Consider the following 16,291-nt stretch of genomic DNA (forward strand, 5'->3'; position numbering starts at 1 on the left):
GCAACACGCGGATTTTTCGTATATCCGCGTGTCATGTGCCTGCGTTAGTCTGACCGTTCCCTGCTGTCTGCCGAGCTTTCCATGCCTGACCTGTTAGACCGCTACCCGCTGACTGCGGGCACCTATCACGAACTGCTCGACGGCAGCGGCGCAGTGCGTGCGCATTGGCAGCGCCTGTTCGATCAGTTGCAGCGCAGCAGCCCGGCGCAACTGGTGCAGCGTCAGGCCTTGCTGGCGCGGCAGATTCAGGAAAACGGCGTCACCTACAACGTCTATGCCGATCCCAAGGGCGCTGACCGGCCGTGGGAACTGGATCTGCTGCCCCATGTGATCGCGGCTGATGAATGGCAGCAATTGTCCGCCGGCATCGCTCAGCGTGCGCGCTTGCTCAACGCAGTGCTGGCGGATCTGTACGGTCCGCAACGGTTGATCAGTGAAGGCCTGCTGCCGGCAGAGCTGGTCTTCGGGCACAACAATTTTCTTTGGCCCTGTCAGGGCATTGCCCCGCCCGAGTCAGCCTTTTTGCATTTGTATGCCGTGGATCTGGCGCGCACGCCGGATGGTCGCTGGTGGGTCACTGCCGATCGCACCCAGGCGCCGTCCGGGGCCGGCTATGCGCTGGAAAACCGCACCATCGTCTCCCGCGCCTTTCCAGATTTGTACCGCGATCTGAAGGTCCAGCATCTGGCCGGTTTCTTCCGCATCTTGCAGGAAACTTTGGCGCGGCAGGCTCCTGATGGCGATGACGCACCGCTGGTGGTACTGCTGACGCCGGGGCGGTTCAATGAAAGTTATTTCGAGCACCTGTATCTGGCGCGCCAGCTCGGCTATCCGCTGGTCGAGGGCGGCGACCTGACTGTGCGCAATGCCACGGTGTACCTGAAAACCCTAAGCGGCCTGCGCCGGGTGCACGCGATCATGCGCCGCCTCGACGATGATTTCTGCGACCCGCTGGAACTGCGTACCGACTCGGCGCTCGGCGTCCCAGGTCTACTAGAGGCGGTGCGGCAGGGGAGGGTGCTGGTCGCCAATGCGCTGGGCAGCGGCGTGCTGGAATCGCCGGGTCTGCTGGGGTTTCTGCCGAAGATCAATCAATACCTGTTCGGCGAAGAACTGATCCTGCCGTCGATCGCTACCTGGTGGTGCGGTGAAGCGCCGGTGCTGGCGCAGGCGCTGGAAAAACTCCCGGAGCTGTTGATCAAACCGGCGTTCCCGTCGCAGAGCTTTGCTCCTGTTTTCGGCCGTGACTTGAATGAAAGTCAGCGCTTCGAGCTGGCGCAGCGTATGCAGGCACGGCCTTATGCCTACGTCGCGCAAGAACTCGCGCAACTGTCGCAGGCGCCGGTCTGGCAAGCCGAGGACGGTCATCTGCAACCCCGCGCGATCGGCATGCGCATGTATGCGGTGGCCAGCCATGATGGCTACCGCGTGTTGCCGGGTGGTCTGACCCGAGTGGCGGCCGACGCTGATGCCGAGGTGGTGTCGATGCAGCGCGGCGGGGCGAGCAAGGACACCTGGGTGCTCAGCGATCGTGCGCCAAGTGGCGAGCAGTGGAAGGCGCAACGCAGTGTCGGCGTGCACGATCTGGTCCGCCGCGATCCATATCTGCCGTCGCGGGTGGTGGAAAATCTGTTCTGGTTCGGCCGCTACTGCGAGCGCTGTGACGACAGCGCGCGGCTGCTGCGCATCATGCTCACGCGTTACGTCGATGGCGATGATCCGCAGGCGCTGCAAGCAGCGGTCGATCTCGGCGAGCGGCTGACGCTGTTGCCGGATGAGGGCGCACTGCCGGAGCGCCTGCTCGCTGCGTTGCTGGGCGAGGATTGGTCGTTCAGCCTGCGCTCCAACTTGCAACGCCTGCAATGGGCCGCCTCGCAAGTGCGCGGCAAGCTGTCCCGGGAAAACTGGCAGGCGCTGGTCGAATTGCAGCGCGAGGCGCTGGAGCTGGAAGTCGATGAACCGGACTTCGGCGAACTGCTGGATTTCCTCAACCGTCTGGTGATGTCGCTGGCAGCGCTGTCGGGGTTTGCGCTGGATGACATGACTCGCGACGAAGGCTGGCGTTTTCTGATGATTGGCCGGCGCATCGAACGCCTGCAATTTCTCAGCAGCAGTCTGGCGGCGTTTCTGCGCGGTGCGGGTGCGTTCGATCAGGCCGGGCTGGAGTGGTTGCTGGAGTTGGGTAACAGCAGCATCACCTACCGCTCGCGCTATCTGGCAGTGGCGCAATTGATTCCGGTGCTGGATCTGCTGCTGCTGGATGAGCAGAACCCCCACGCGGTGCTGTTTCAACTGAAACTGGTGACCCGCACGCTGAAACGCCTGAACGACGATTTCGCCGCGCCTCGGGAAACCGCGCTGCCGCAACTGGTCGAGCGCCTGTCGCGGTTTGATCTCGGTTGTCTGGAAAATCCTTTGTTCGGCAAATCCAGCGTACGTGCCGCGCTGGATGGTCTGGCCGATCTGTTGCAGGAAATCGCCGAAGCCAGCGGCCAGGTATCGGATCGTCTGGCGCTGCGCCATTTCGCCCATGTCGATGATGTCAGTCAGCGAACGGTGTCCGTGTAATGAGTGCTCAGTACCAGATCTTCCACGACACCTGTTATCACTACGACAGCCCGGTCTCCCTCGCGCAGCAACTGGCGCACCTGTGGCCGCGCGAATGCAGCTGGCAGCGTTGCACCGAGCAGCAGTTGCTGATCAGCCCCGAGCCGACCATGCGCCGGGATGAGCTGGACGTATTCGGCAATCCGTTGACGCGTCTGGCATTTGAACGGCCCCATGACCAATTGCAGGTCAACGCCCGGCTGACGGTCGAGGTGCTGGCGCGGCCGGCGCTGGATTTCAACCAGTCGCCAGCGTGGGAGCAGACCCGCGATGCGCTGACCTACAGCAGTCAGCCGCTGTCCGTCGACTTGCTCGAAGCCTGTCGCTACCGGTTCCAGTCACCCTATGTGCATTTGAAGCGCAGCTTCGTCGAGTTCTCGCAAAGCTGTTTTCCGCCGGGGCGACCGTTGTTGCTCGGCGTGCAGGCGCTGATGCAGAAGATCTTCAGCGAATTCACCTTCGATGCCGAAGCCACCCAGGTGGCGACGCCGCTGGTGGAAGTGCTGGAGCGTCGACGCGGCGTGTGTCAGGACTTCGCTCATCTGATGCTGGCCTGTGTGCGCTCGCGCGGTCTGGCGGCGCGTTATGTCAGCGGCTACCTGCTCACCCAGCCGCCGCCGGGGCAGCCACGCTTGATCGGCGCCGACGCCTCGCATGCGTGGGTATCGGTGTTTTGTCCGGTATCGGGCTGGGTGGATTTCGATCCGACCAACAATGTGCAGCCGGCGCTGGAACACATCACGCTGGCGTGGGGAAGGGATTTCTCCGATGTGTCGCCGCTGCGTGGGGTGATTCTCGGTGGCGGTAATCACGACCCGGAAGTGCGGGTTACGGTGATGCCGCAGAATTGATGAGTTTTCAAATGTGGGAGCGAGCCTGCTCGCGATAGCGTCAGGTCAGCTAATAGATTTGTAACAGATACACCGCTTTCGCGAGCAGGCTCGCTCCCACAGGGATTTTGGTGTGTCAGGGAAAACAGGGCTGTGAGGGCCGGCAGCAAAATTGCCGGCCCCGTCACAAATCCGCAGGGTCTGATTCGATTATCAAACCCGGTGGGGCTCAGGCGTCGGGCGTCTGGTCTTTCGGTGCATCGGTTGCATCAACATCATCATCGGTCGCCACTTCACCGTCAGGGTTCAGTGCCGCTTCTTCAGCGGTTTGCTTCTTGCGCTGAAGCTTTTCCTCTTTCTTCTGTTCCTTTGCCAGGTCTCGTTGACGTTTGGCGAAGGAGTAATTGGGTTTGGCCATGGGCGATCCTCTGGGGTCGAAGGTGAGGTTGAGCGGCGCGTATTCTGCCCTGTATCGGTGTCCGGGGGTTAGCCGGGTTTTTGGTCGACCCACTTGGGCGTGACGGTCGGCTGCCACTGATCGAGGGCGTCGAGCAGGGAATCTGGCGATTCGCTCACTTGCAGCATGTCACGGTGTGGCGCGCGAACGAAGCCTTCGCCGACGATATGATCGAGAAAAGCGGTGAGCTTGCTGTAGAAACCGTTCACTTCCAGCAGCCCCAAAGGCTTGCCGTGATAGCCGAGCTGGCCCCAGGTCCAGACTTCGAACAGCTCTTCCAGCGTGCCAAGGCCACCGGGCAGGGCGATGAACGCATCGCTCAGCTCAGCCATCCGCGCCTTGCGCGCATGCATGCCGTCGACCACTTCCAGGCGCGTCAGGCTTTTGTGGCCGATCTCCTTGTCCATCAGGCTTTGCGGAATGATGCCGATCACGTCGCCGCCAGCGGCCAGCGCGGCATCAGCGACAATGCCCATCAAACCGACGGCACCACCGCCGTAGACCAGCGTCAGATTACGCTCGGCCAATGCCCGGCCGAGGGCCACGGCAGCTTCGGTGTAAGCCGGCACGGTACCGGCGTTGGCACCGCAGAACACACAAACGGATTTCAGCGACATGCGTTACTCCTGAGTCGATCAGTCGCACAGGGTAACGGCTGGCACGCTGCGCTCCAAGGACTAGACTTCGCGTTCGGGTGATTCAAAAGTACCGCTGGCGCCACAAGCGTAGGCGGCGAGCAAGCTGCACAGCAAACCGTTGAAGAACATGACAGGCACTCCGTTTCAGTAGGTGGGCCGATCATAGGGCTGGCCCAACGAAATGGCCGTTAGATTGTGTCGATGAGTGTCATAGTCTGAAAGTTGTATACAATTTTTGACTCAAGTCATATGAACTTGCGATGATTTCAGGCAGTCTTTCCACCACTAGTGTTTTTGTTAACCCTGCCTTGGAGATTCACCATGTTTTCCAAAGTTGTTGCGGTATCCCTGCTGGCGCTGGCCAGCAGCCAATTGATGGCTGCCGAGTGCAAAACCACCGTTGATTCCACCGATCAGATGTCCTTCAACACCAAGGAAATCGTGATCGACAAGAGCTGCAAGACCTTCACCGTCGAACTGACCCACTCCGGCAGCCTGCCGAAGAACGTCATGGGCCATAACCTGGTGATCAGCAAAACCGAAGACATGCAGCCAATCGCCACCGACGGCCTGGCTGCCGGTATCGACAAGAACTACCTGAAAGATGGCGATGCCCGCATCATCGCCCACACCAAGATCATCGGCGCCAAGGAAACCGATTCGGTGACCTTTGACGTTGCCAAGGTAGCTGACGGTGGCTACGGCTTCTTCTGCTCGTTCCCTGGCCACATCTCGATGATGAAAGGCACCATCGTCGTCAAGTGATTCAGGCACAAAAAAAGCGTCCACCCGGGACGCTTTTTTTGTGTGTAGGAGCTGCCGAAGGCTGCGATCTTTTGATCTTGATCTTTAAAGCAAGATCAAAAGATCGCAGCCTCGTTGCACTCGTCAGCTCCTACAGGCTCCTGCAGGCTCCTGCGAACCCTTACGGCGCAAACGGCATGACGCGCTTGTGATGGGTCTTGTTGTACGTATCGACAATGATCTTCGCCGCCTCGTCCCGCACCGTTTCACCGTGCAGGAACGCATCGATCTCGGCATAGGTCACGCCATGCGCCGCTTCGTCCGGTTTGCCCGGAGACAAGTCTTCGAGGTCAGCCGTCGGCACTTTCTCGACCAACGTTTCCGGCGCGCCAAAGTTGCGGGCAATGGCGCGCACCTGATTTTTCACCAGGCCGCTGAGCGGGGCGAGGTCGCAGGCGCCATCGCCGAATTTGGTGAAGAAACCCATGACCGCTTCCGCCGCGTGGTCGGTGCCAATCACCAGACCGCCCGCCACCCCGGCAATCGTGTACTGCGCCACCATGCGCATCCGCGCCTTGGTATTGCCCAGCACGAAATCCACCGACGCTGCCGGCTTGCCTTCGAACGCCGACACCTGAGCTGCCAGCGCCTTGACCGCCGGGCCGATGTTCACGGTGTGGATCTCGTCAGGGGCGATGCAGTCGAGCGAGGCCTTGGCGTCGTGCTCGTCGAACTGGGTTTCGTACGGCAGGCGCACAGCGATGAATTTGTAGCGATCGTCGCCGGTTTTCTCGCGCAGTTCACGTACCGCGCGCTGGGCCAGGAGGCCTGCGGTCAGTGAGTCAACGCCGCCGCTGATGCCCAGCACCAGGGTCTTGAGCCCGGAATTGACCAGGCAATCCTGGATGAACGTCAGGCGTCGGGCGATTTCCGCCTGCAGGGCCTGATTGTCGGCGAACGGTGGTTGCACCTTGAGCTGCTCAGCAATCTCACGCTGTACGGCTTGCATGAATTCACTCCTTGCTAGATAGACTGGATTCGGCAGGAACCTGAAACACATGTCGCAAATAGGCGACGAAATTCGGATCTTTGCAGTGGGTCTTGCCAGGCTCGTCGGAGATCTTCGCCACCGGCTGGCCGTTGCAGGCGGTCATTTTAAGCACGATGCTCATCGGTTCGACACCCGGGATATCGCAGGTGAGGTTGGTACCGATGCCGAAGCTCACATTGATGCGACCGTGCAGCGCGCGAAAAATCTCCAACGATTTGGGCAGGGTCAGACTGTCGGAGAACACCAGGGTCTTGCTCATCGGGTCGATGCCGAGCTTGTGATAGTGCGCGATGCACTTCTCACCCCACGCCACCGGGTCCCCGGAATCGTGGCGCAGGCCATCGAAGAGCTTGGCGAAGAACAGATCGAAATCGCCAAGAAACGCATCGGTGGTGATGCAATCGGTGAGGGCAATGCCGAGCAGGCCACGGTACTCGCGCACCCAGCAGTCGAGCGCGGCGATCTGGCTGTCGATCAGACGCGGGCCGAGTTGCTGATGGGCCATGATCCACTCGTGAGCCATGGTGCCCAGCGGTTTCATGTCCAGCTCGCGGGACAGATGCACGTTACTGGTGCCGACGAAACGCCCGGGGAAGTCATGCTTGAGGACGTTGACCACTTCGGCCTGGACGCCAAAGGAAAAGCGCCGGCGCGTGCCGAAATCGGCGACCTGCAGTTGCGACAGCTCATCGGCCGAGGCGTTGGCGGTCAGCCAGTCGAACTTGCGATACAGCTGTTCGCGTGCCTGCTCCAGCGAAGTTTCCCGGTAGCGATAGCGATTGCGCACTTCGCTGACGATCGCCAGCAGCGGTACCTCGTAGAGGATCACATGCAGCCATGGCCCGCGCAGGCGGATGAACAACTCGCCGTTTTCGATGCCGGTGTGCAGGTAGCGCAGGTTGAAGCGGAACAGACCGAGGAAGCGCAGGAAGTCCGGTTTCAGGAAGGTGATGCGCTCGAGAAAACTCAACTGATCGGCACTCAGGCTCAGCTCGGCCAATCGCTCGATCTGATGACGAATCTCGGCCAGATACGGACGCAGGTCCTCGGCGTTGCGGCAGCGGAACTCCCATTCGACTTCGACGTTGGGGTAGTTGTGCAGCACCGCCTGCATCATCGTCAGCTTGTAGAAGTCGGTGTCGAGCAGGTTCTGCACGATGCGATCGGCAAACACACTCTCGCTCATAAACGGGTCTCCAGTTGCGCCGCGCCTTGCGCGGTCTATATCGATGGCGCTAGTGGCGCATATCGACGGTGGGGATTGCCAGCGCTTTTTTGCTTTCAGGTGATAGATCTTCAGAGGCCATACATCTCAAGCCGCAAAAATTGTTCATTTTCGGTTGCACCTCAAGCGCGGCGTGAAGCACTTGCTCGATGCACTCCCAGCTTTTCAAATACTCGGCGAGTAACGAGTGCCTTGCTATCAGCTTTGTTTCCACTGCCTTGAACATCGCTGCCCTGATCATCTCATCGGTTGCTATCTTAGGCATGAAGGCCGTCTCCCTTGAAAGAAATCTGTTCCAGCGTATCTACACCGTCCTGAAGCAACAAATAGGCAGGAAGTATGAGGCGGTAAAAGTCAGAGTCGTTAGTGCCTTTGATAGTGACGGATGTGAAAGCTTCAAGAAGACTTGTGGCGGCGCGGATTCTGAAACAGGCGTCCTCGAATAACTGATCGCGTGCGGCATATGAGTCTATGAAGAAGGTTGGAATGTTGGTTGCGTTTGCTTTCAGCGGGTAAAAACGAGTCATGCCATTAACTCCGTCAAGGTGGTCTGCGGGCAAGGGATTGAAGAGTTTATTGCTCTTGATGTAGCAGCTTTGAAAATGTTGATTTTGTATAGCGTGATTATTTGAACTAATCACGCTATCGCACTGAGTTGGCCTGGATGGGCTGCCCACCGACTCTCGAGTGGAGAGTCGGATTGCTACGTTTCGTTATTCGATATGTGTTGGCACCGGTGGCCATGCAATTGGATCGAGGTCTAAATCGAGAAAAAGTTTTGAATCAAAAACGGGTGTCTTGATTCCACTGCGACGTTGAACTTCATAATCATGCAGGACACGCAGGCATATCTTGAACAGGAGAGCCATCGCCATCAGGTTTACCAGCGCCAGTAAGGTCATGGTTATATCGGCAAACGCCAGAACTGTGGAGAGATCTTCGCTGGCACCCCAGAACACCATTACCAAAACCATGAGTCGATAGATGATCAGCGTTTTTGCAGGTTCACCAAACATGAACCGCAAGCTGTTTTCTCCGAGGTAGTAGTTGTAGAGCATTGCCGTAAATACAAATAATGCTAACGCCATGCTTATGAACATTCTTCCCCACTCCCCTACAACCGCTGCCAGCGAGTTTTGTGCCAGGGCAATTGCGTCGCCTTCAAATCCCGGAGTGTAAAAGCCGGATAACAGGATCATCAGTGCGGTGCAGGTGCAGACCACGAACGTATCGATGAAAACGCTCAATGCCTGAACAATACCTTGTGCAACCGGATGGCTGACCTTCGCCACTGAAGCAACACTGGGGGCGCTGCCCAGCCCTGCTTCGTTGGAGAATACTCCACGTCTGACTCCCATGATGATGGCGCTGCCGAGCAGACCGCCGAACGCCTGATCCAGACCGAAGGCGCTTCTGATAATGGTCATCAGCATTATCGGTACTTGTTCAAACTGCAGAACCAGCACGTACGCCGTCACGCCGATGTAGGCAAGAACCTTTAGAGGGACCAGTAGGTCGGCTACTGCGGCAATCCGCGTTATACCGCCGATGAATACGATGCCCAGCATCAATGAAAGCGCGAGTCCCGACCACAGGGGCGGCAAATCAAACGCTTCTTTCAAAGAGTGTGATACCGCATGGGATTCGAGACCATTAATGGCAAATCCGAATGTCACCAGCATCAGTATGGCTACGATCAGCCCGAGCCAGCGCTGGTTCAGGCCATGCTGAATGTACCAGGACGGGCCGCCTCTATAGAGACCATTGCCATCGCTGCGTTTATAGAGCTGGCCCAGCGTACATTCGAAGAAGCTGCTCGACATACCCAGAAGTGCGGTCATCCACATCCAGAACACCGCGCCGGGCCCACCCATACTCACCGCAATTCCGACCCCGACGATATTTCCGGTACCCACGCGCCCGGCGAGGCTGAGCGTCAGCGCCTGGAGCGAACTCAAATGGTTGCCGCCTGCGCGCCAGCTACCGAGTAAAACGCCGAACATATGGGGGAAGTATCGCAGTTGAACAAATCCTGATCGGATCGTGAAATAACCCCCTAGCCCAAGAACAAAAGGTATTAATACCCTGCTCGAAAGAAAATCGTTGATGACATCTAGCATTCAAAGCTCCTTGCTATTAAGAGTGCTGGTAAATCAAGGGTGTATTCAGGCCTGAAGTCATTCAGGCGTCGTAATATCCCGCCATATTTGCTTCGGTGCAATTTCGCAAGTTGCTCAAATGTGATGCGAGTTGCTGCTATGGTTGCGCCTTTCTCACCTGTGTTGGGTTGTGGTATGTGTGATTTTTTTCCTGCTAACTTAAAGCTGCTATGTAGTCATTACAGATCTGTCGCGGAGGTTTGTAGGAAACTTCGCATCAATCGTGGGCAATTCAATAAGTATCTATGTGGGAAAAGTTTCCCTACACCTTTTAATCTCAAGCGCATCTGTGATTTTTTTGGTGTCGATGAGAACGAAATCATTTTGCCTACAGAACAATTCACGATCCTGATAGGCCTGAAGGCTGACAAGGGTCACTCTTTAGTGGGAAGGGCCGCTTCACAAATAATGCACGAACATCTGCGCCGCCAGTCTTCACCGGAATTAAAGGCGCATACCGGTTATTACTACGAGTACTACCATGCGATGACCGAACCCGGCTCCATTCTGTGCTCGCTGGTCCATGTGCGGGCCGAAGGCGATGAAATCGTATATGAGCGAAACGAGCGCTTGCAGATTTCTGAAGCTGCAGAGGACTTTGAACGGTATCAATATCTGGGTATTGCCTATCACCTTCGGGATCGCTTGTTTTTTATCGATTATGAATCGCTGACCTCCAACGAAATCAGCCAGACCATACTTATTCCAAGCTTCAAAAGCTGCATTACGCGGCTCAATGGGTTGAAGATGGGTGTTTCCGCTGCGGATCATCGCGCTCCCGCATGCTCCAGGGTCGTGTGGGAGTATCTGGGACAGGAAATCAATCCCATCGACGCGTATCGCCGCGTTCGGTTATACCTGCCTGATGATTGCGCCATTGATGATGATCTGCGCGCGCGCCTGGCCCAATCCCGGGTTGTCGAGGGCCTGTTCGTTATCGCTGGATGACCTACCTGTAAAACTTTGAATGGAGCGGGGGCTGCGATCTGTTGATGTTGTTTTTCAGGATCAAAAGATCGCAGCCTCGTTGCACTCGACAGCTCCTACAAGAGGTTTTGTCAGGGGCTGTCGATCTGCTCCAGCATCCATTTCACAAAATCTCGCACCTTCGGCACTTCCGCCGCGTGCTCCGGGTAGGCCAGGTAATAGGCATCGCTGCTGGGCATCGCATGCTGCCAGGGTATGACCAGTTTGCCCTCGGCCAATTCCTCTTCAACCAGAAACCGTGGCAGCAGGGCCACGCCACAACCGACCTGGGCGGCGCGGATGCACATGTAAAAGGTTTCGAAACGCGGCCCATGGTAGCTGTGTTCGGTGTGGTAGCCCTGACTGTCGAACCAGTCGTGCCAGGCCTGCGGTCGCGAGGCATTTTGCAGCAGCACCAGATCAGTGAGTTGCGTCGGGTCAGTGAATGGCGCGTCCGGCAGGCTCCCCGGGGCGCAGACCGGCACCAGTTGTTCGCCGAACAATTTCAGGCACTCGGTGCCCGGACGCGAAGCCTGGCCGAAATAGAAAGCCAGATCGCTGCGCCCCTGCAACAGATCGTCGGCCTCCTGCTCGTTGCACAGATCCAGATGAATCGACGGATGGCGCAGGCGCCAGCCTTTCAGGCGCGGCACCAGCCAGCGGGCGCCGAAGGTCGAAGGGGTGGAGACGCGCAGGACTTCGGTCTCGCCGCCGTAGGAACGCAGGTAATGCGTCGACATCTCCACCTGACTGAGGATTTTTCTGACCTCGACCAGATACAAATCCCCGGCCGGCGTCATCTGCAAACGCCGACGCACGCGGCGGAACAGCAAGTGCTGCAACAGCTCTTCAAGCTGTGCGACTTGTTTGCTCACCGCACTCTGGGTCAGGTTCAGCTCTTCGGCAGCGCGGGTGAAACTCAGGTGTCGGGTCACCGCCTCGAAGCATTGCAGCGCGGTGATAGAGGGCAAGTGGCGTTTGTTCAGCATGGCCAGTCCTTTTTCTTGTCTTTCTCTAGGCAGCATGAATAAACGGAATGATATCTGGCGTAAAGGTCGTTTGTTGCATCGCCGCAGTGAGGCTACAAATAAAGGCCTGCCCGGCCATGAAATGAATGGCTGCACACATTCTGTTTTTGCTTGAGGAGAGACCCATGGTTGCCGCATTGCTTGATCGTCTGGGAGTCAACCCGGCCCTGTACCAGAACGGCAAAGTGCCGGTGCATTCGCCCATCGATGGCAGCGAAATTGCCTCGGTGAACTGGGAAGGCGCTGCCGAAGTCGAGCAGCACATCAGTCGTGCAGATCATGCATTCGAGCACTGGCGCAAGGTGCCGGCGCCGCGTCGCGGTGAGCTGGTGCGCCAGTTCGGCGAAGTGTTGCGCGAGTCCAAGGCCGACCTTGGCGAGCTGGTATCGTGGGAGGCCGGCAAGATCACACAGGAAGGTCTGGGTGAAGTGCAGGAGATGATCGACATCTGCGACTTCGCCGTTGGCCTGTCGCGCCAGTTGTACGGTCTGACCATCGCCTCCGAGCGCCCGGGCCACCACATGCGCGAAACCTGGCATCCGCTTGGCGTGGTCGGCGTCATCAGCGCATTCAACTTTCCGGTCGCAGTGTGGGCGTGGAACACCACCCTGGCGCTGGTCTGCGGCAACCCTGTGGTGTGGAAGCCATCAGAGAAAACCCCGCTGACCGCGCTGGCCTGTCAGGCACTGTTCGATCGCGTAGTGAAGAATTTCAGCGATGCTCCGGCGAGTCTGTGCCAGGTTGTGATCGGCGGTCGTGATGCCGGCGAAGCGCTGGTCGATGATCCGCGTGTTGCGCTGATCAGCGCCACCGGCAGCACGCGCATGGGCCGCGAAGTGGCGCCGAAAGTCGCCGCGCGTTTCGCCCGCAGCATTCTCGAGCTCGGCGGCAACAACGCGATGATCCTCGGCCCGAGCGCCGATCTGGACATGGCCGTGCGCGCGATTCTGTTCAGCGCCGTCGGTACCGCCGGGCAACGCTGCACGACTTTGCGCCGTCTGATCGCCCATGAATCGGTGAAGGAAGAAATCGTCACCCGCCTCAAGGCTGCCTATTCGAAAGTACGCATCGGCCATCCGCTGCAAGGCAATCTGGTCGGCCCGCTGATCGACAAACACAGCTTCGAAAACATGCAGGATGCGCTGGAACAGGCACTGAGCGAAGGCGGCCGGGTGTTCGGTGGCAAGCGCCAACTGGAAGAGCAGTTCCCCAACGCCTACTACGTGTCGCCGGCCATCGTGGAAATGCCCGAGCAGAGCGACGTGGTCTGCAGCGAAACCTTTGCGCCGATTCTCTACGTGGTCGGCTACAGCGATTTCGAGGAAGCGCTGCGCCTGAACAATGCCGTGCCGCAAGGCCTGTCATCGTGCATCTTCACCACCGACGTGCGTGAGGCCGAGCGGTTCATGTCGGCGGTCGGCAGCGACTGCGGCATCGCCAACGTCAACATCGGCCCGAGCGGCGCGGAAATCGGCGGTGCCTTTGGTGGCGAGAAAGAGACCGGCGGCGGTCGTGAATCCGGCTCCGATGCCTGGCGCGCGTACATGCGCCGGCAGACCAACACCGTCAACTACTCGCTGGAATTGCCGTTGGCGCAGGGCATTACATTCGATTAAGCAGCTACAAGCTTCAAGCTACAAGCGTCAAGCAGACCGGCTTGCAGCTTGTAGCTTGTGGCTTGCGGCTGCTCCGACAGGAGCTTGGCAATGCCGTTACGCGAAGAATGTCTGTGGGAAACGCTCACGCCACAACGCCCGGATAACGCGGCGCTCAGCGGCGAGGTCAAGGTCGATGTCTGCGTGATCGGCGCCGGGTTCACCGGGTTGTCGGCGGCGCTGCATCTGCTGGAAAAAGGCAAAAGCGTCTGCGTGCTGGAGGCTCATCGCGCAGGGCATGGTGGCTCCGGGCGCAACGTCGGGCTGGTCAACGCCGGCATGTGGATTCCTCCGGACGAGATCGAAGCCGGTTTCGGCGAGGCGGTCGGCAGTCAGCTCAACCGCATGCTCGGTGCGGCGCCGGCGCTGGTGTTCAGCCTTGTGGATAAATACAACATCGATTGCCAGTTGCGCCGCGAAGGCACTTTGCACATGGCGCACAACGCCAAGGGCGAGGCGGACCTGCGCAGTCGCGAACAGCAGTGGAAGCGCCGTGGCGCACCGGTCGAACTGCTCACCGGCAAGGCTTGCGAGCAAGCCACCGGTACGCAGAAAATCGCCGCCGCGTTGCTTGATCGCCGTGCCGGCACGCTCAATCCTATGGCCTATGTCACCGGGCTGGCGAATGCCGTGCGCGGGCTCGGCGGGCAGATGTTCGATCATTCGCCGGTGACCCGCCTCGAGCGCATCGGGCAGAACTGGTCGGTGCAAACCGCCCAGGGCTCGGTACTCGCCGAACAAGTGGTCATCGCCTCCAATGCTTACACCGAAGGCGACTGGACCGAACTCAAGCGCAATTTCTTTCCCGGTTATTACTACCAGGTCGCCTCGGTGCCGCTCAGCGAAGACGCCGCGCAGGAAATTCTTCCCGGCGGGCAGGGCTCGTGGGATACCCGTCAGGTATTGAGCAGCATCCGCCGTGACAAGGACGGACGGCTGTTGCTCGGCAGCCTCGGCAATGGCAACCAGAAACCGACCTGGTTTCTCAAGGCCTGGGCTGATCGGGTGCAGCAGCATTACTTCCCCAACCTGAAGCCGGTCGAATGGGAATGCACCTGGACCGGGCGCATTGCGTTTACCCCTGATCACCTGATGCGTCTGTTCGAACCGGCGCCGGGGCTGGTGGCCGTCACCGGTTATAACGGTCGCGGCGTCACCACCGGCACGGTGGTCGGCAAAGCTTTTGCCGATTACCTGTGCAACGGCGATCCGCAGGCACTGCCGATTCCCTTCGCACCGATGCAGCCCCTGGCCGGTGCGGGCTTGCGCAGTTGCCTGTACGAGGCCGGGTTTTCTCTGTATCACGCGGGCCAGTGCCTGCGCATCGTCATTTGAGTGTTGAAAATTGTTGCCGCAAGCGGCGCTTTTGCATCCAGCGACTAGCCTGTAATGGTGCGGGTTGTAGCAGTCCCGCACCAGCAGTGTGCAGTTCGGTGACGCGGGCTGTTACAGGCTGGTTGCACGTCGTTTGCCGCTGCGGTTGCAATGATGGCGCGTGCGGGTTGCGCCTGAAAAAACAAATGGTTTCACCTTCCGCGGTTTAGACGGTTGCACGCCCAATGAAAATGGGACCGAAACAGTCGAAATAACAACAACGCAGCGACTTTTTGAAGAATAAAAAACCGATGGCACGGGCCTTGCTCTGAGCTTTGAGTGAAGTGAAGTCGCAGTGCCAACTAAAAAAAACCTTGGAGCACCACCTCATGTCCCAGACGTTTTACAAGAAAGGCTTTCTGGCCCTCGCAGTCGCTACTGCGCTGGGTGTTTCTGCGTTTGCTCAAGCTGATATCAAGATCGGTGTAGCGGGTCCTATGACCGGTGCCAACGCGGCATTCGGCGAGCAGTACATGAAGGGTGCACAGGCGGCGGCCGATGCGGTCAACGCGGCGGGCGGCGTGAATGGGGAAAAAATCGTCCTGGTCAAAGGCGATGACGCCTGCGAACCGAAGCAGGCAGTGACGGTCGCCAAGGACCTCACCAACCAGAAAGTCGCCGGCGTGGTCGGGCACTTCTGCTCCTCGTCGACTATTCCAGCCTCGGAAATCTACGACGAAGCCGGGATCATCGCGATCACCCCTGGCTCGACCAACCCGCAAGTTACCGAGCGTGGCCTCAGCGCCATGTTCCGTATGTGCGGACGTGACGACCAGCAAGGCATCGTTGCCGGCGACTACATCGTCGACATGCTCAAGGGCAAGAAAGTCGTCGTGCTGCACGACAAGGACACCTACGGCCAAGGCCTGGCGGACGCCACCAAGGCTCAGCTGGAAAAACGCGGCGTCAAGCCTGTGCTGTACGAAGGCCTGACCCGTGGCGAGAAAGACTTCAGCACCATCGTCACCAAGATCCGTGGCGCCGGTGCCGATGTCGTCTACTTCGGTGGCCTGCATCCGGAAGCCGGTCCACTGGTTCGCCAGCTGCGTGAACAAGGCCTGAAAGACGTCAAGTTCATGTCCGACGACGGCATCGTGACCGACGAGCTGGTGACCACCGCTGGCGGCCCACAATTCACTGACGGCGTGCTGATGACTTTCGGCGCCGACCCGCGCCTGTTGCCTGAAAGCAAGACCGTAGTGGACGCGTTCCGCAAGGCCGGTACCGAGCCTGAGGGCTATACCCTGTACGCCTACGCCTCGGTTCAGACCCTGGCGGCAGCGTTCAACGGCGCGAAGAAAAACGACGGCGAAGCCGCTGCCAAGTGGCTGAAGGCCAACCCGGTGAAAACCGTGATGGGCGAGAAGACCTGGGACGCCAAAGGCGACCTGAAAGTCTCCGACTACGTGGTTTACCAGTGGGACAAGGACGGCAAATACCACCAGCTGGAAAAGCAGAAGTAAGGGCTGAAGCGATCATCTGATCACTACCGATCCCCTGTGGGAGCGAGCCTGCTCGCGAAGACGCACTGACAAACAACCTCTGCGTTGAATGTGC

General features: G+C 58.8%; 15 protein-coding genes. 7 read left to right on the forward strand and 8 right to left on the reverse strand.

Annotation, left to right across the window (positions count from 1 at the left end):
- Positions 1-81 precede the first annotated feature (81 nt).
- Both PspCFBP13508_RS23660 and PspCFBP13508_RS23665 read left to right on the forward strand, forming a co-directional pair.
- On the forward strand, positions 82-2,568 hold the full coding sequence (locus PspCFBP13508_RS23660; RefSeq protein WP_137215847.1) for a circularly permuted type 2 ATP-grasp protein: 2,487 nt from the start codon (positions 82-84) through the stop codon (positions 2,566-2,568).
- Positions 2,568-3,458 carry a transglutaminase family protein gene (locus tag PspCFBP13508_RS23665; RefSeq protein ID WP_122508682.1) on the forward strand — a complete coding sequence of 297 codons (891 nt, stop codon included), beginning with the start codon at positions 2,568-2,570 and terminating at the stop codon, positions 3,456-3,458. The genes PspCFBP13508_RS23660 and PspCFBP13508_RS23665 overlap by 1 nt, the downstream gene beginning before the upstream one ends.
- A gap of 208 nt (positions 3,459-3,666) precedes the next feature.
- Here the strand turns inward: PspCFBP13508_RS23665 and PspCFBP13508_RS23670 are convergent, their stop codons facing one another.
- Positions 3,667-3,855 carry a hypothetical protein gene (locus PspCFBP13508_RS23670; RefSeq protein WP_130910695.1) on the reverse strand — a complete coding sequence of 63 codons (189 nt, stop codon included), beginning with the start codon at positions 3,853-3,855 and terminating at the stop codon, positions 3,667-3,669.
- A gap of 68 nt (positions 3,856-3,923) precedes the next feature.
- Positions 3,924-4,511: a TIGR00730 family Rossman fold protein gene (locus PspCFBP13508_RS23675; protein WP_041480720.1), complete on the reverse strand. Its 588-nt coding sequence runs from the start codon at positions 4,509-4,511 to the stop codon at positions 3,924-3,926.
- A gap of 342 nt (positions 4,512-4,853) precedes the next feature.
- Between PspCFBP13508_RS23675 and azu the strand changes: the two genes are divergently transcribed.
- Complete coding sequence (azu, locus tag PspCFBP13508_RS23680) at positions 4,854-5,297, forward strand: azurin (RefSeq protein ID WP_122693295.1); 444 nt, start codon at positions 4,854-4,856, stop codon at positions 5,295-5,297.
- 160 nt (positions 5,298-5,457) lie between these two features.
- Here the strand turns inward: azu and nadE are convergent, their stop codons facing one another.
- The 5 genes from nadE to PspCFBP13508_RS23705 form a co-directional block, all read right to left on the reverse strand.
- The gene (gene nadE, locus PspCFBP13508_RS23685; RefSeq protein ID WP_137215848.1) at positions 5,458-6,285 is read right to left on the reverse strand and encodes an ammonia-dependent NAD(+) synthetase; all 828 of its coding nucleotides are present in this window, start codon (positions 6,283-6,285) and stop codon (positions 5,458-5,460) included.
- Positions 6,286-6,289: 4 nt separating this feature from the next.
- On the reverse strand, positions 6,290-7,513 hold the full coding sequence (gene pncB, locus PspCFBP13508_RS23690) for a nicotinate phosphoribosyltransferase (RefSeq protein WP_042608959.1): 1,224 nt from the start codon (positions 7,511-7,513) through the stop codon (positions 6,290-6,292).
- 49 nt (positions 7,514-7,562) lie between these two features.
- Positions 7,563-7,817, reverse strand: coding sequence for a hypothetical protein (locus PspCFBP13508_RS23695; protein WP_039756928.1), 255 nt, complete (start codon positions 7,815-7,817; stop codon positions 7,563-7,565).
- Entirely contained in the window at positions 7,810-8,079 is a 270-nt protein-coding gene (locus tag PspCFBP13508_RS23700; protein ID WP_039756931.1) for a hypothetical protein, read from the reverse strand. Before PspCFBP13508_RS23700 ends, PspCFBP13508_RS23695 begins: the two co-directional genes overlap by 8 nt.
- Positions 8,080-8,265: 186 nt before the next feature.
- Positions 8,266-9,672 carry an alanine/glycine:cation symporter family protein gene (locus tag PspCFBP13508_RS23705; protein WP_137215849.1) on the reverse strand — a complete coding sequence of 469 codons (1,407 nt, stop codon included), beginning with the start codon at positions 9,670-9,672 and terminating at the stop codon, positions 8,266-8,268.
- A gap of 174 nt (positions 9,673-9,846) precedes the next feature.
- Between PspCFBP13508_RS23705 and PspCFBP13508_RS23710 the strand changes: the two genes are divergently transcribed.
- The gene (locus PspCFBP13508_RS23710; protein ID WP_137215932.1) at positions 9,847-10,659 is read left to right on the forward strand and encodes a helix-turn-helix transcriptional regulator; all 813 of its coding nucleotides are present in this window, start codon (positions 9,847-9,849) and stop codon (positions 10,657-10,659) included.
- 110 nt (positions 10,660-10,769) lie between these two features.
- Here PspCFBP13508_RS23710 and PspCFBP13508_RS23715 read toward each other — a convergent pair whose 3' ends face one another.
- On the reverse strand, positions 10,770-11,666 hold the full coding sequence (locus PspCFBP13508_RS23715) for a LysR family transcriptional regulator (protein ID WP_039756939.1): 897 nt from the start codon (positions 11,664-11,666) through the stop codon (positions 10,770-10,772).
- A 164-nt stretch (positions 11,667-11,830) separates the two neighbouring features.
- On the opposite strand from PspCFBP13508_RS23715, the gene PspCFBP13508_RS23720 reads away from it, so the two are divergent.
- The 3 genes from PspCFBP13508_RS23720 to PspCFBP13508_RS23730 all read left to right on the forward strand — a co-directional run bounded on the left by PspCFBP13508_RS23720 (position 11,831) and on the right by PspCFBP13508_RS23730 (position 16,197).
- Positions 11,831-13,321 (forward strand): aldehyde dehydrogenase family protein, encoded by a 1,491-nt coding sequence (locus PspCFBP13508_RS23720; RefSeq protein WP_137215850.1) that lies wholly within the window; start codon positions 11,831-11,833, stop codon positions 13,319-13,321.
- A gap of 90 nt (positions 13,322-13,411) precedes the next feature.
- Positions 13,412-14,695: an FAD-binding oxidoreductase gene (locus PspCFBP13508_RS23725; protein WP_130910617.1), complete on the forward strand. Its 1,284-nt coding sequence runs from the start codon at positions 13,412-13,414 to the stop codon at positions 14,693-14,695.
- Positions 14,696-15,063: 368 nt separating this feature from the next.
- Positions 15,064-16,197, forward strand: coding sequence for an ABC transporter substrate-binding protein (locus PspCFBP13508_RS23730; protein ID WP_041480713.1), 1,134 nt, complete (start codon positions 15,064-15,066; stop codon positions 16,195-16,197).
- Positions 16,198-16,291: the final 94 nt, after the last annotated feature.

This window comes from Pseudomonas sp. CFBP13508 (assembly GCF_005233515.1).
In the GTDB taxonomy this organism is placed as follows: domain Bacteria; phylum Pseudomonadota; class Gammaproteobacteria; order Pseudomonadales; family Pseudomonadaceae; genus Aquipseudomonas; species Aquipseudomonas mercuritolerans.